General features: G+C 63.4%; 10 protein-coding genes and 1 pseudogene. 1 reads left to right on the forward strand and 10 read right to left on the reverse strand.

Translation table 11 applies throughout. The features are described 5' to 3' along the window. Positions 1-183 precede the first annotated feature (183 nt). Positions 184-273, forward strand: a pseudogene (locus DWV00_RS30205) (3-oxoacyl-ACP reductase); the annotation flags it as partial. A gap of 7 nt (positions 274-280) precedes the next feature. Here the strand turns inward: DWV00_RS30205 and DWV00_RS30210 are convergent. The 10 genes from DWV00_RS30210 to DWV00_RS30255 all read right to left on the reverse strand — a co-directional run bounded on the left by DWV00_RS30210 (position 281) and on the right by DWV00_RS30255 (position 13,173). Further along, positions 281-1,660 (reverse strand): pectin acetylesterase-family hydrolase, encoded by a 1,380-nt coding sequence (locus DWV00_RS30210; protein WP_115537293.1) that lies wholly within the window; start codon positions 1,658-1,660, stop codon positions 281-283. Positions 1,661-1,728: 68 nt separating this feature from the next. Further along, positions 1,729-2,457: a phospholipase C accessory protein PlcR gene (gene plcR, locus DWV00_RS30215; protein ID WP_181885640.1), complete on the reverse strand. Its 729-nt coding sequence runs from the start codon at positions 2,455-2,457 to the stop codon at positions 1,729-1,731. Positions 2,458-2,787: 330 nt separating this feature from the next. Next, complete coding sequence (locus DWV00_RS30220) at positions 2,788-3,117, reverse strand: hypothetical protein (protein WP_181885647.1); 330 nt, start codon at positions 3,115-3,117, stop codon at positions 2,788-2,790. Positions 3,118-3,302: 185 nt separating this feature from the next. After that, on the reverse strand, positions 3,303-4,745 hold the full coding sequence (locus tag DWV00_RS30225) for a virulence factor family protein (RefSeq protein ID WP_425452867.1): 1,443 nt from the start codon (positions 4,743-4,745) through the stop codon (positions 3,303-3,305). 2 nt (positions 4,746-4,747) lie between these two features. Next, entirely contained in the window at positions 4,748-7,345 is a 2,598-nt protein-coding gene (gene mprF, locus DWV00_RS30230; protein ID WP_115537295.1) for a bifunctional lysylphosphatidylglycerol flippase/synthetase MprF, read from the reverse strand. Between the two features lie 330 nt (positions 7,346-7,675). After that, positions 7,676-7,861 (reverse strand): hypothetical protein, encoded by a 186-nt coding sequence (locus DWV00_RS30235; RefSeq protein ID WP_115537296.1) that lies wholly within the window; start codon positions 7,859-7,861, stop codon positions 7,676-7,678. A 35-nt stretch (positions 7,862-7,896) separates the two neighbouring features. After that, the gene (locus tag DWV00_RS30240) at positions 7,897-9,210 is read right to left on the reverse strand and encodes an NYN domain-containing protein (RefSeq protein ID WP_181885648.1); all 1,314 of its coding nucleotides are present in this window, start codon (positions 9,208-9,210) and stop codon (positions 7,897-7,899) included. A 154-nt stretch (positions 9,211-9,364) separates the two neighbouring features. Then, on the reverse strand, positions 9,365-10,927 hold the full coding sequence (locus DWV00_RS30245) for a SulP family inorganic anion transporter (protein WP_115537368.1): 1,563 nt from the start codon (positions 10,925-10,927) through the stop codon (positions 9,365-9,367). 250 nt (positions 10,928-11,177) lie between these two features. Continuing rightward, positions 11,178-11,612, reverse strand: a complete 435-nt coding sequence (locus DWV00_RS30250; RefSeq protein WP_115537298.1) for a GNAT family N-acetyltransferase — start codon at positions 11,610-11,612, stop codon at positions 11,178-11,180. A gap of 16 nt (positions 11,613-11,628) precedes the next feature. Further along, on the reverse strand, positions 11,629-13,173 hold the full coding sequence (locus DWV00_RS30255) for an AMP nucleosidase (protein ID WP_425452862.1): 1,545 nt from the start codon (positions 13,171-13,173) through the stop codon (positions 11,629-11,631). Between the last annotated feature and the right edge of the window lie 97 nt (positions 13,174-13,270).

The raw sequence follows: 13,270 nt of genomic DNA on the forward strand, positions 1-13,270 counted from the left end.
CGCACCGTGCGGCTCTGGCAGCAATGCTAACCCGCGTCTGATTCCTCACGGCAGGCCAGCCTTTGCTCCACGGGAGTCATACTGTCTAGTGCCTCATGCCGCTCTGAATCAGGCTCGGGCGTGCCGAGCAAGATCGCCATCGTCACGGGTGGCAGCCGCGGGCTGGGGCGCAATACCGTGCTTCATCTCGCGAAGGAACTCGGCCCGCGCGGCATCGCCGTCAACACGGTGGCACCCGGTGCGGTTGCCACCGATTTCAGCGGCGGCATGGTGATCTAAGCTAGGCACGATGCCCCGAGATCGGCCCTGCCTCGCCGGTCAGATTCAGGACGCTATCGATCCACGACAAGAACGTCGAAAACGTGAAATCCGACGATTGATCGGTGCGAAACGCCTTCATCACCGGCGCGTCGGCGGGATCTTTCCGATTGAGCAAATCGGCGACGAACGTGCCTACATCGGCATCGATGCCGTTTTCGTGAATGCGCGACCCCGTGAAGCTAACCGCCGTGACTTGGTGGTTATGCATGAAGTCGTTTCGCGCCCATGGCATGAAGTATCCGAAATTCGGCAACGGATTGATCGTTCGCTTCAGCAAATCCAACTCCTGCGCGAATAGGGCTAGAGAAAGCGCATCCTTGCGGGTATCGTCCGGCGCGGCGATCACGGCAGGGACGAACGCACGGTAGTGATAGGCCGCCATGACCGCGTCGCGCTGGTAGGTCGTATAGCCGAAGCGATCATGGGGGAACATCCGCGACAACGCCGCGTACGCACTGCCCATATTGTTCGGGTCGAAGTCCGGCGAGAGCTTGGCGTTGATCGTGATCATGCCGTTAGGCCCCGCCATGTTCCACTCGTCTCGCACCTTGTCATATAGGCCGACGGACGGATACTCCGATGGGTCGCCATTGAACGGCGAATTGAATACCGTCCCGGCATCGTCGAGCATCGAACTGTGCGCTTGAGGCCTCAGTATGTTGCGCAGCGTCGCATAGTTGGCAAGTGCGCCGTAGCCGCCCGCGCTCGTCCCGTAGATCAACAACCGGTTCGGCTGGCCGAAGCCATGATCGGCAAGCCACTGCGCCACGGCCTCTACGTTCTTCAGCCCGTTGTAATGCTGGATGCGCCATTCGCCGGTAGGCGCCGAATAGCTGCGCACCGCGCTGCCCATATGGATATCGCCCGTGCAGTACGGCACGAACACCTGCGTCCAGTCCTGCGTTTCGATTTTCGGTTCACCCACGAGCCTATGAGCAAGATCCATTCGGATCATCAGCGGAGAAAGAAACGAGGACATCAGGCTTTGGCTGGCCGTGCCGTTCATATAGTTGTGCGGGATGCCGTCCGGATTGAAAGCGCCAAGGCCGGCTTCGGTGCCTGTCGTCGCCGTCTCCGTGCACGTCGAATAATCCCAGCATGCGCCGCCCGGCTGCATCATGTAGAGCAGGTTGTCCGATTGCGCGCGATTGAGATAGAAGCGCATCGGCGTTCCGTTCCCGCACGACGCGCCGCTGCTTTCCGGCAAAACGACTTCGTACCACGAGTAGAACGGAATCGACGGATCCGGCAGCACCGTATCCGAGGCCTGTGCGTTCAACGTTGCACAGGCGAGTATGCCGCCGAGGAACAGCCCTTTTAACCGTTTGAATATAGACATCCTCCCTCCTTTTCGACGATGCGAAGCAATCCCGGCTCGGGCGAAATGCGCGAGCCGTACGTTCGCGTTCAGTGCGTGTCGGGTGAAGAAGCGTGGTCGAACAACTGGACGCGCAGCGCCTGGAGCCGCTGGGCGATCACCACTTGCTGCTCGGCGGAATCGGGCATGGCCGCTTGTACTTCTTGGAAGATCGCCCGGCTTTGCTGCGCGTAGGCCTGATAGCGAGGATCTTGCGCGGGCGACGGTCCCACCGTTTGGTTCGCATAGGCATCCCACTGCCGGCGCGAGGCCGCCAAATCGGCGCTGCGCGTGAGCGGGTCGGGCTCGGCGTCGGTCAACAAGGCAGCCGTCATCGCTTGGGCCTGCACGGGGACAATCTCATTGCGAGCGACGTGCTCGGGCAGTTCGGAGAGAATTTGGCGAGCCAATCGCATCCTCTCGGCCGCGGGCATCTGCTCGCGACCATTCCCGTATGCCGTGACTAGATCGCGAAATCGAGCGAACGCGACGATGCGATGCTCCTCTGCTTCGGCATCCGGCCGCCCCGCGAGCGCTTTGCGCAAGGCCGCGAGGTCGAGGGCCCGTTCTTGCGGGCCCGGCTCGGCAGCGGGCGCGGGCGTCGCTGCGACATTCAATGACGAGCGTGTAGGCGTAGGCGCCATCGCCGTACCATGGCTCGCCTCGGCGGACGCATCGGTCGCGGCCCCGGAAAACCGTTCACAGCGCCACACTGCGAAGACGACAATCGCAGCAGCCATCAGCAACGCTCGCCGCCAAAACGCTTTTCGTGCTTTCACGCCGTGTCCTTGTGAGCCGCCGTCGAATAGGACTACGTTTTAGGTCGAAACCCGCTCATCGTCAAAATCGGCACTAAGCGTTCCACTCTAATTTTCTAGGGAATCGCTTGCGTTTATGCGGATCGAAGTAAATCGATAGCGTCGGAAACAAATCGAATAGAAGCGGCATCGGCACAGCGTTCGAAACGCCCGCGCACATCTCGCATGAAATAGGTCGTTTCCGCATCTAGCCTTTTGGAATCGACATCGATATTCAACTGCGGAAAGAAGAAGGGCGGCCCCTCGAGGCCGCCCTAGGTGTTACCCCGTGAGCGTGGAAGCGATCGGGGCTCACTGCCCGATTTTCTTGCTGACGTGGTTTTCCTGCTGATTGAGCGTGCGCTGTTCTTGCTTGGTGAGGTGGCTGCGGTCTTGGCTCGCCATCAGCCGCTCTTCATGGCGAATTTGGCGGTCGTCGCGATGCAGCTTCATCGCCTGCGCATGCGACATTTCACCCTCGTGCACTTCCTGGTGAATACGGCTGTTTTGGTTGGAGAGCCGGTCGTTGACTTCGTCGCGGCGCGGGTGGGCAGCGTCCCATTGAGTCTGCGCCGAGGCCACACCGGCGAACGAAAAAGCCAACGCTGCGACGGCCGCGATGCGAAAGACAATGCTCTTCATGTTCATCTCCTGTCGGGTTGAGGGCGGCTTCGCGCCGCTTATGTCCTCAACGCCGCGATGACCGCCGTCGATGACCGGAGAGATGTGACTTTTGCAAGCGAATGTTTCGAAGGCGGCGATCGAAAGATCGAGGGACCTAAAGGCCCGAACGATCGCCGTCTTCACGAGTTTGCAACGTTGCGAATTCACCGCGCCGCCTGGCCGCCGCCCTCCTCATGCAAGCGCTTGTCCCAGCCGGACAGGATCCGCTTCTCCAACGCGTCGTAGTCGTGGCCGAAGTGATGGCCGCCCGACGTACGAATCACTTCTTGCGTCTCGGTCAACGCGGGGCACAGCGTATCTTCTTCGTCCGCGCCGTAGAAGCATTGCACAAGCCCCGAGGGCAGACGGTCCACCGCGGGCTTCGCGGGCAATGCCTTATCGCTCGGCGGCATGCCGAGCCAACCCGTCACGCGAACCTGAAAATCCGCCGCCTTGGCAAAGCCGAGCAGCGCAACGATCGAGACCTTGTCGCGCAACGGAGCGGGCAGCCGGTTGTAGGCGAACGGCATCACGTCCGCGCCGAACGAGTAGCCGACCAACGCATAGGAAGTCGCATGCCAGCGTGCGCCATAGACTCGCAGCACGCGGCTCAGATCGCGGCTCACCTGCTCGGGCGTCTTCTCGCTCCAGAAATAGCGCAAGGCGTCCCAGCCGACAACCGATACACCGTCTTTCTGCAACTGCTCCCCGATCGTCTTGTCGAGATCGCGCCAACCGCCGTCTCCCGAGATGACGATCGCCAGCTTCCCGTTCGGATGCGCAGCCGGCAATTCGACGAGCGGCAAATCGGAGACGTCTTGGTCGCCGCCCGTATCGGCCTGCTGCAGATGAGGCTCGACCAAGGCGGTCAACTGGTCGGCACGCGTCGCCGTTGTCGCGAACATCCGCGGCGACTTAGCCAACAGCGGCACCGTCAAGCGAGCGGCATCCTTGTCGAAATGAAAGTCCGGGGAATCGGCGCCTTCTTTCACCGCGGAGCGTTCGGCCTGCTGCATGGCGGTGACGGCGCGCGGCTTCGTGACACCGGTTTCGACGAAGCCCGGCAGCGCGCTGCCGCGACTGATCGTCGGGTCCGGCGGACACTGGAAGAAGTCATGGTCCAGCTTCGCATCCGCATCGACCGCCACCGCGCCGGCAATCGTATTCGACGGCGCCTGCGCAAGGACGTGCAGCGCGAGCGTCGCCCCTTGTCCCGTACCGGCCATGATCGGCGCGAAGTACCGGTCCGACTTCAGTTGGCGTTCGAGTTGATGGCTGACCGCTTCAGCATCGCCGTCCAGATGCCGGCATGCTTTGCCCGTCTTTGCGAGGTTGGCCGCATATTGACCCGTATCGACGCCCACGGTCAGCGCACCTCGTTCGGCCAACGCATGGGCCGCTTGCGAATCGGCCGCGGTCCAGCCCTTGCCCGCCGAAAACAGCACGACGAAGCCGCGCATCTCGCCGTGCGGCCACTCCACGGTCACGTCGCCGTAGCGGCCGCCCGATACGTGCGATTCGGCCGCCTGCGCGCCGATGCACAACGACGATGCGCCGGCCAGCAAGGCAAGCCATTTGATTTTTTTGAACGCTGCGTGAAGTGTCAGTGTCATGAACGGCGTCCCCCCGCCAGAATCGAAAGATCGAGCAGCGTCAGGACGGCGCCCGCCCAACCCGATACTGCGAGATAACGTGGTTCCCAGCGCGGCTGGAACTTGCCCTTGAACGCGCGCAGGCCTTGGAAGTTGTAGAAGCGTCCGCCGAATCGCCATACGAGCGATCCGAGTTGATGCAGCGGCGAGCCGAGCGGCATCGGGCGCACGCCCGAGAACGGCGCGATGCCGAGGCTCAGATGTCGATAGCCCTCGCCTTTCAAATGCAACGCGAGCTGCACGAACAGGTAGTCCATGACGAACGGCGAGGCGTCGGCCACATGGCGCATCACGCCCACCGTCGCCTCGACGTTCAGATCCGTCGTCATGAACGTCGTGAAGGCGACCGGAACACCATTCTGCCGCACCAGCATCACCGATTGCGCGGCTAGATAGGCCTCGCTGAAGGCCGCCACGGAAAAGCTCTTTTCGCGCGCCGACCGGCTATCGAGCCAACTGTCGGAAACGGCGCGCAATACGTCGAGATGCCGAGGAATATCGGCGGCGCCGATGACCTCCGCCGTGCAGCCGTCGCGCTCGGCGCGTCGCAGCGAGTAGCGCAAGGCGGCGCGCTTCGGTCCGGTCAAATCGAACGGCTCGAGCGCGAGCCGCGCCTCCTCGCCGAGCTTCATGAGCGTCAGCCCCGAATCCAAATAAAGCGGCAGCGAGTCGGCCCTGACCTGATAGAACGCGGCACGCCCTCCGTGTTTGTGCGCGAGCAGGACGAACTTGCGAATCAGCTCGGGCCATTCGTCGCGCGGCCCGACGGGATCGTGAAGCGCGGCCCATGTCCGGCCGTGCTTCGCGAACATCAGGAACGCTTCTCTCGAATCGGAGAACAGGAAGCTCTTGTCGCCCATCATCGCCAGTCCGGCATCGCTTCGCTCTTGCGCGCGAATGATCTTGACGGCGTCGGTCAGATCTTCCGCCGTCGGATGCACGAAACGTCCGGCCGCCGGGCGCAGCAGCTGCCAAACGGCGAACGCCGTGGCGAAGAGGCCAGAGGCCAGCATCGCCCGCAGCGATCGGGAAACAGGCTCATGGAACGCGAACCGCCACCAGAGATCGGTTTGGTACGGCACGTTGCGATAGGCGAAGAACATCACCCACGACGCGCAGATCATCACGATCGCGACCGAGATCAGCCATCCGGGCGTGAACGGCTCCGCGAACAGCGCGGCGCGCCGGCTGAAATGGCGGCGCGTGCAGAGCAGCAGGACGAGCAACGTGGCGAGCACGCCGGCCTCGACGAACGCCAGCCCCTTGAGCACCGACAGGACGAGCGCGACCGCCGTCAATCCGACGGTCAGCCACCACGCGGCGTCGAGCCGGCGCAGCAAGCCGCGCGCGACGAACAGCAGCAGCACGCCGAGGACACCGCTCACGAGTTGCGAGCCTTCGAGGGCCCAGAGCGGCACGATCTCCCGTAAGACCGCCAAGCGCTGCGCGAGCGCGGGCGTCGCGCTCGAGACGACCAGCATCGAGCCGACGACGAACGTAATCAGGCATAGGAAGAGCGGCGCGATGCGCCCGACGCGCGCCACGCGGCCGAGCGGCAGACGCGCGCGCAGCGCTCTGCCTTCGTAGCACGCCAGCACGAGCGCGGACAGCACCAGCGGCAGACCGAAGTACACGGCGCGATAGGCCACCAAGCCCGCGACGAGCGACGGCGTGGAGACGTCGCCGCGCAACGCGAAGACCATCACCGACTCGAATACACCGACGCCGCCCGGTGTGTGGCCGACGATGCCGAGCAGCAGCGAGGCCGAATAGATGGCGAGAAAGCTGACGAAGCTCGTATGCGTGTCGGGCAAGAAGACCCACAACGCGGCACCCGCACCCGCGACATCGACCACGCCGAAAATGATTTGCGAGGCTAGGCTGGCCCGGGTGGGAATATCGAGCACGACCCCGTGCCAACGGGTTTGAATCCGCTTGGTCGTCGAGCCGCAGCATGCGACCGCGACGGCCAGCATCACCAGGGCGATCACGCTGCCGGTGCGCAGCGCACCCGGCGAGAGGTGCGTCATCGTCGCGAGCGGACCGATATCCCAGAGCGCGCCCAACGCGCTGATCAACAGTGTCGCCAAGACGAGCGAGCCGCTCGCGAACAAGGTGAGCCGCCCAACCTGCGACGGCGTGACGCCGGCCGCGCCATACACGCGGCAACGCACGGCGCCGCCCGTGAGCGCGCCGAAGCCCGCGATGTTGCCGAGCGCGGAAGCCGCTGTCGCGCCGATCCAGAGCAGCGACCTCGGCACCTTCGCGTCGACGTGGCGCAGGCCGATTTCATCGCGCGCGACGAGCGCAACGAAACTGAGCGCCGTGGCGGCGAGCGCGACGGCCCATCGGCCGGGAGCGATGCAGAATAGTTGGCGGCTGACCGAGTGGTAGTCGATGCTCTGCGAAATCTTCTGCAGTGCAAGCAGCAGCAGAATGCAGATGATCAGTGCAAATGCGGGCGAGATGAGGCGCTTGTAGTTCGCGTGCCGCGCTTTCGCATAGAACGCGGCTACGACTGTCGAACTACGATCTCCATGACTTCCGTCGGGCATCTTTCGTGTGGATCGGTCGCTCAAGGGGGCACGGGCGAGCGAGAGCGACGGCATTAGCGCGCCGTTCGTCGAGCCTGTAATGTGAGGAACCCCGCCGACCGATCGATATAGCAGCTTATGATCTGTTTTAACGCGGCCGGGGTGGATTCGGTTGACGTGCAGGCACGGAAAAGAGGCACCGCGGCCGGAGCGGCCGGGGTGCGGCGTGCAATCGCGCGTTTACGCGAATAGGGTAATTGCGTGGTTGGGGCGATCGGAACGATCTGAATGATCGGATCTATCGCGGCAATCGGTCGACGGGCGCGAAGCGCAGATCGGCCGGGCGCGGCATCAGACGAATGGTTTCCCCTCGATTTGCTCGTAGACGACCGTACCGTCGTCGGCTTCGAACTTCTCGACGTAATTGCGGGCGCCGCACATCGGGCAGCGGAACAGAAGCCCCTGTCCCTCATTTTTGATGACGACGTCCGCCAGTTCCCATTGCGCTTGGCAGCTCTGATTTCTACACGTGAACACTGTCTTTCTCCTACCGGGTCATCGGCCCATTCGAGTTATTGGCCGCTGTTGTTTTCCGTTGCGTTTTTACGGGGACGATTGGTGCGCGGTGCGGACTTGCGCGGCGCCCTCGCCGGCTTGGCTTTGGGCGGAACTTCCGCGGTTGCGGCCGGCTCGGCGGCTTGATCCGGCCCTTGCGCGGTTTGCGCGTTTTGGGGGTTTCGCTCCTCGGCGCCACCACGGCTTGCGGTAGACGCGGGCTTCTTCGCGGATGCCTTGCGTGCGGTGCGACGCGGCTTCGGCGCGGCTGCGCTCGGCACTGCTTGCGAAACCGCCGGTTCTTCGGCGGTCACGACCGGTTCCGCCGTCGTTTCGTGCGTCGCCTCGAACGTCACGACTTCCGCCGCGGCGGCGACAGGCACTTGCTCACGTGCCGGCTTGCGAGCGCTCTTGCTCTTCTTCCGGCCCTTGTGGCCACCCGTTTCCGTGGAAGCACCGTTGTGGTCTTGAACCGCACCGTGCGTTGCACCGTCCTTTGCCGCGTCGGGCGATGCCGAGACCGATGCCGATGCCGGCTGACTCGGCCGATAAACGAACGCGCCGGACTTGTCGTCACGGCCGACTTCGAGCAATCCGCGTGCTTGCGCTTCGTCGAGCAAATTGCCGAACGCGCGGAAGCCGTAATACGACTCGCTGAAATCGGGCTTGCGGCGCTTGATAGCGCTCTTGAGCACCGACGCCCAAATCTTGCCGCTCTCGCCACGCTCGGATGCGAGCGCGTCGAAGGTCTCGACGGCGATCGCGATGGCCTTCGCCTTGCGCGACTCCATTTCCGCCTTCGGCTGCTTGTCTTCGTCGGTCGGGCGTTTCGCGGCCGCGTTCGCTTCGCGTGCCTCGCGCTTGGCCGTCGCGCGCTGATGCTCGCGCGCCAGATCGTCGTAGAAGATGAATTCGTCGCAATTGGCGACCAAGAGATCGGACGTCGAATTCTTCACGCCCACGCCGATGACCTTCTTCGCGTTCTCGCGCAGCTTCGAGACGAGCGGCGAGAAATCGGAATCGCCGCTGATGATGACGAACGTATCGACGTGCGACTTCGTGTAGCAGAGATCGAGCGCATCGACGACGAGCCGGATGTCCGCGGAGTTCTTGCCCGATTGCCGCACGTGCGGAATCTCGATGAGCTCGAAGCTGGCCTCGTGCATCGAAGCCTTGAATCCCTTGTAGCGGTCCCAGTCGCAATACGCTTTCTTGACGACGATGCTTCCTTTCAGCAGCAGCCGCTCGAGCACCGGCTTGATGTCGAATTTCTCGAACTTCGCGTCGCGCACGCCGAGCGCGACGTTCTCGAAGTCGCAGAACACCGCCATGCTGACGCTATCTTGAGGGGAAGCCATACAGTTCTCCGGCCGATCGGGCGCAATGATTCGTGGATTTGCAAATTGCGCACATGATAGCCGGTTGCGGGTCGCCGGTGAGGCAGACAGACGAAGGCAAGCGAAGCACAAAGCAACGACATGGGCTTTACTTCATGCTCGACGAGACGGGAAGCAAGGCCTGCGACGCCTCGGGCCAACGCAATCGCTCCACCGTCATATGCCGCCGCGGCGCCTCCCGCACGAAAGCATCGATCGCTTCCCGAATGTCCGCGTCGATGAAATCGGCGCGCTCCGCATCGATCACCACCGTGGCGCGCTCGGGAATTTGCGCCAGACAACGGGCGAGCATCGGCTTGGCGAAGCAGGTCGCGTCCTTTCGCACCGAGAGCAGAAAGTAATCGTCGTGACGCGTGAGCGCGAACGTCCGGGCGAAGCTCGCTCGCATCGCAAAGAGCGCACTCGTTGCAATGCCGATCGCGATGCCGGTCAATAGATCGGCCGCCACCACGCCGACGATCGTCGCGGCAAACGGCGCCCATCGGCCGATCCCTTCACGAATCGTGTCGACGAAGAGTCGAGGCTTGGCCAGTTTGTAGCCTGTTTGAATGAGGATCGCGGCTAGGCTCGCGAGCGGAATCAGATTCAGCACCGCCGTCAGCACGAACACGCTGGCAAGCAGCAACACGCCGTGAACGACGGCCGACAGACGCGTCTGCGCCCCCGCGTGCACGTTCGCCGAACTGCGGACGATCACGGCAGTCAACGGCAGGCCGCCGAACAACGCGGCGACGACATTGCCCGCACCCTGCGCCTTCAACTCCCGATCGGGCGATACGCGCCGGCGCTTCGGGTCGATCCGCTCTAGCGCCTCGAGGCTCAGCAGCGTTTCGAGGCTTGCGACGATAGCCAGCGTCACAGCGACACGCCAGACGTCGGGACTCGCCAGCTGCGATAGATCGGGCATCGAAACGGCATCCAGCAATGCCCCGGGCGAAGCGAGCGCGGCGAGCGATACGCGATGCTCGACGGGCGTCGCAAGCGATGGCGCAATTCGATCGAGCACGAGCGTGGCGGCAATGCCCAGCGCTACGGCGGCCAGGGGCCCCGGCACAGCGCGCACGAGCGCGTAGCGCTTCGCACGCGGCGCCTCCCAAGCGAACAACATCGCCACCGACACCGCGCAAAGCAAGAGCGAAACCGGCAACATGTGGCCGAACGGCGTCGAGATCGCCATCGCGTGAAGGATCGTCGAATCGCCTCCGGCGACTATCCCGGCACCCACCGGCATCTGTTTCAGGATCAAGATGATGCCGATCGACGCCAGCATCCCTTTGACGACGGCAACCGGCACGTAGCTCGCGATGCGTCCCGCGCGCAAGAGACCGAAGCCGATCTGCAGGATCCCGGCAATCAGTACAGCGGCAAGAAACGCAGAAAAACTCCCGAGCGATGCGATCGCCGATACGACGATGACGACAAGGCCGGCGGCCGGGCCGCTCACGCTCAAATGCGAGCCGCTGAGCAGGGCGACGACGAGGCCGCCGACAATGCCCGAGACGAGGCCCGCGAAGGGCTCGACGCCGGACGCGGAGGCAATGCCGAGGCACAAGGGCAACGCGACCAGGAACACGACGATGCCGGCGAACAGGTCGCTGCGTAAAGTCGCGAATGGAGTGGATAGGGGCAGCAGCCGCTTCGCATGATTCATCGATGTCCTCCTGCTGAAGATCCGTACGAGCGCTTGCGACGCTCGTGCGAACGATGCAAGCATTCATTACGAAAAGCTTGCATGCAAGAGATTCCGAAAAAAATCAAAAAAAAACTTGGAAATGCATGCGTAAAAATGCATGCGTAAAACCGCGCTCCCGCCTGAGTCACTCGGCAATGACGACGCTTGACGCTTGCTTGAAGATCGAGACGGACGCCAGATGGTTGGCGTGTCGGGCAAGTGGAACTTGCTATGCGTTGTCCCCACCGCCTCGAATCACCGAATAGCGATCGATGTCCGTCCTGAGCTTCCACCCTTGCCGCGCCCAAAACGCCGCCGCCGCCTCGTTCGTCTTGAAGACGTCGACGTGGCTCTTGCGGATACCGAGCGCGTCCAGCGCGGTCAAGCAGCGCTCGACGAGCGCATCGGCGATCCCCTGGCGCCGATGCTCAACCCGCACCACGAGATGCTGAAGATAGCCGCGGCGGCCATCGTGGCCGCACATGATGCAGCCGACGATCCGCGAATCGGCTTCGGCCACGAAGCTGAGCCCGGGATTGCGTTCGAGGTACCGGCCCGTCGCTTCGCGCGAATCCGCATCGCGCACCGACACGCCGGGAGTCGCGCTCATCAGGCCGATGACCGCGTCGTAGTCGCCGATGATCATCGGCCGAATCGTATGCATGAGTCAGCCGGCTCCGTTATTGGAAGGCCACCTCGGCGAAGCTGCGCAGCTTCCGGCTATGGAGCCGGTCGAGCCCGTTCATCCGCAGCAGCTCCATCGCCTTCACGCCGATCTGCAAATGCTGGTCGACCTGCGCGCGATAGAACTGATCGGCCATCCCGGGCAATTTGAGCTCGCCGTGCAGCGGCTTGTCCGAAACGCAAAGCAGCGTGCCGTACGGCACCCGGAACCGAAAACCGTTCGCGGCGATGGTCGCGCTTTCCATGTCGAGTGCGATCGCGCGGCTTTGCGACAGACGCTGCACCGGTTCGCGATGGTCGCGCAGCTCCCAGTTGCGGTTATCGACGCTCGCCACGGTGCCCGTGCGCATCACGCGCTTGAGTTCAGCGCCTTCGAGTTTCGTCACGTGCGCGACCGCGCGCTCGAGCGCCACTTGCACTTCGGCCAGCGCCGGAATCGGCACCCACAGCGGCAGATCCGCGTCGAGCACGTGATCCTCGCGCACATAGCCGTGCGCCAGCACGTAATCGCCGAGGCGCTGCGTATTGCGCAGCCCCGCGCAATGGCCGAGCATCACCCACGCATGCGGGCGCAGCACCGCGATGTGATCGGTGATCGTCTTCGCATTGGACGGCCCCACGCCGATGTTGATCATCGTGATGCCGCTGCCGTCCGCCCGCTTCAAGTGATAGGCCGGCATCTGCGGCAACCGCGCGGGCGCCGTGCCTTCGTCGGGCTGCTCGCCGAGATTCGCGTTATAGGTGATCACGTCGCCCGGCTCGACGAACGACGTGTACTCGCTTCGATAAGCGCGCAATTCTTCATCGTCCGTATGCGCCATCAACTGGTGGCCGAGCTTCGTGAACTCGTCGATATAAAACTGATAGTTCGTATAAAGGACGTAATTCTGAAAATGCGTCGGCGCGGTCGCCGTGTAGTGCTTGAGGCGATGCAGCGAAAAATCCACGCGCGGCGCCGTGAACAACGCGAGCGGGGACGGCTCGCCCGGAGACGGTTCGTACGTGCCGTTGACGATGCGATCGTCGAGTGCCGCCAGATCGGGCGTGTCGAAGACGTCGCGCATGGCCATCAGGCGTTCGCGCCCGAGATCGCCTTCGAGGTGAATCCCTTCCGCGAACGCGAAGTGGATCGGGATCGGCTGCTGCGAGACACCGACTTCGATCGCGACATGGTGATTCTTCGCGAGCAGGCGCAGCTGCTCGCGATAGTAGTTGCCGAACAGATCGGGACGCGTCACCGTCGTCTCGAATATGCCAGCCCCCGCCACGAATCCGTAGGAGCGGCGCGAATCGACGTGCGTGTTCACTTCCGTGCGCACGCGCACGAACGGATAGCAGGCGCGCACACGCTCATGGAACGGCTCGTTGCGCCGATAGCGCGCGAATGCATCGCGCAAGAATGCCGCATTCGCCTCGTAGATTTCGGATAGACGCGTGACGGCGTCGGTCGCGTCCGCGAACGCCTCGGTCGGAAAATCGGTCGGATGCATCGCCCGCGCATGCTGTGTCTGCTGCGTCTGTTGTGTCAGATCGTTTTTCATCGTTCTCGTCGCCTCGTTCGTTGAATCGACATTACCACGAAGCGCGGCCATCGGGCCCTGTCGCGGCGGCCCCCCGCGCGGTCCCGCCCGCACTGCG

This window comes from Trinickia dinghuensis (genome assembly GCF_003367175.1).
In the GTDB taxonomy this organism is placed as follows: domain Bacteria; phylum Pseudomonadota; class Gammaproteobacteria; order Burkholderiales; family Burkholderiaceae; genus Trinickia; species Trinickia dinghuensis.

Coding starts and splice junctions, on each gene's coding strand:
- DWV00_RS30210 (WP_115537293.1), bottom strand. CDS start 1,660: ATGTCTATATTCAAACGGTTAAAAGGGCTGTTCCTCGGCGGCATACTC.
- DWV00_RS30220 (WP_181885647.1), bottom strand. CDS start 3,117: ATGAAGAGCATTGTCTTTCGCATCGCGGCCGTCGCAGCGTTGGCTTTT.
- mprF (WP_115537295.1), bottom strand. CDS start 7,345: ATGCCCGACGGAAGTCATGGAGATCGTAGTTCGACAGTCGTAGCCGCG.
- DWV00_RS30240 (WP_181885648.1), bottom strand. CDS start 9,210: ATGGCGGTGTTCTGCGACTTCGAGAACGTCGCGCTCGGCGTGCGCGAC.
- DWV00_RS30245 (WP_115537368.1), bottom strand. CDS start 10,927: ATGAATCATGCGAAGCGGCTGCTGCCCCTATCCACTCCATTCGCGACT.
- DWV00_RS30250 (WP_115537298.1), bottom strand. CDS start 11,612: ATGCATACGATTCGGCCGATGATCATCGGCGACTACGACGCGGTCATC.
- DWV00_RS30255 (WP_425452862.1), bottom strand. CDS start 13,173: ATGAAAAACGATCTGACACAACAGACGCAGCAGACACAGCATGCGCGG.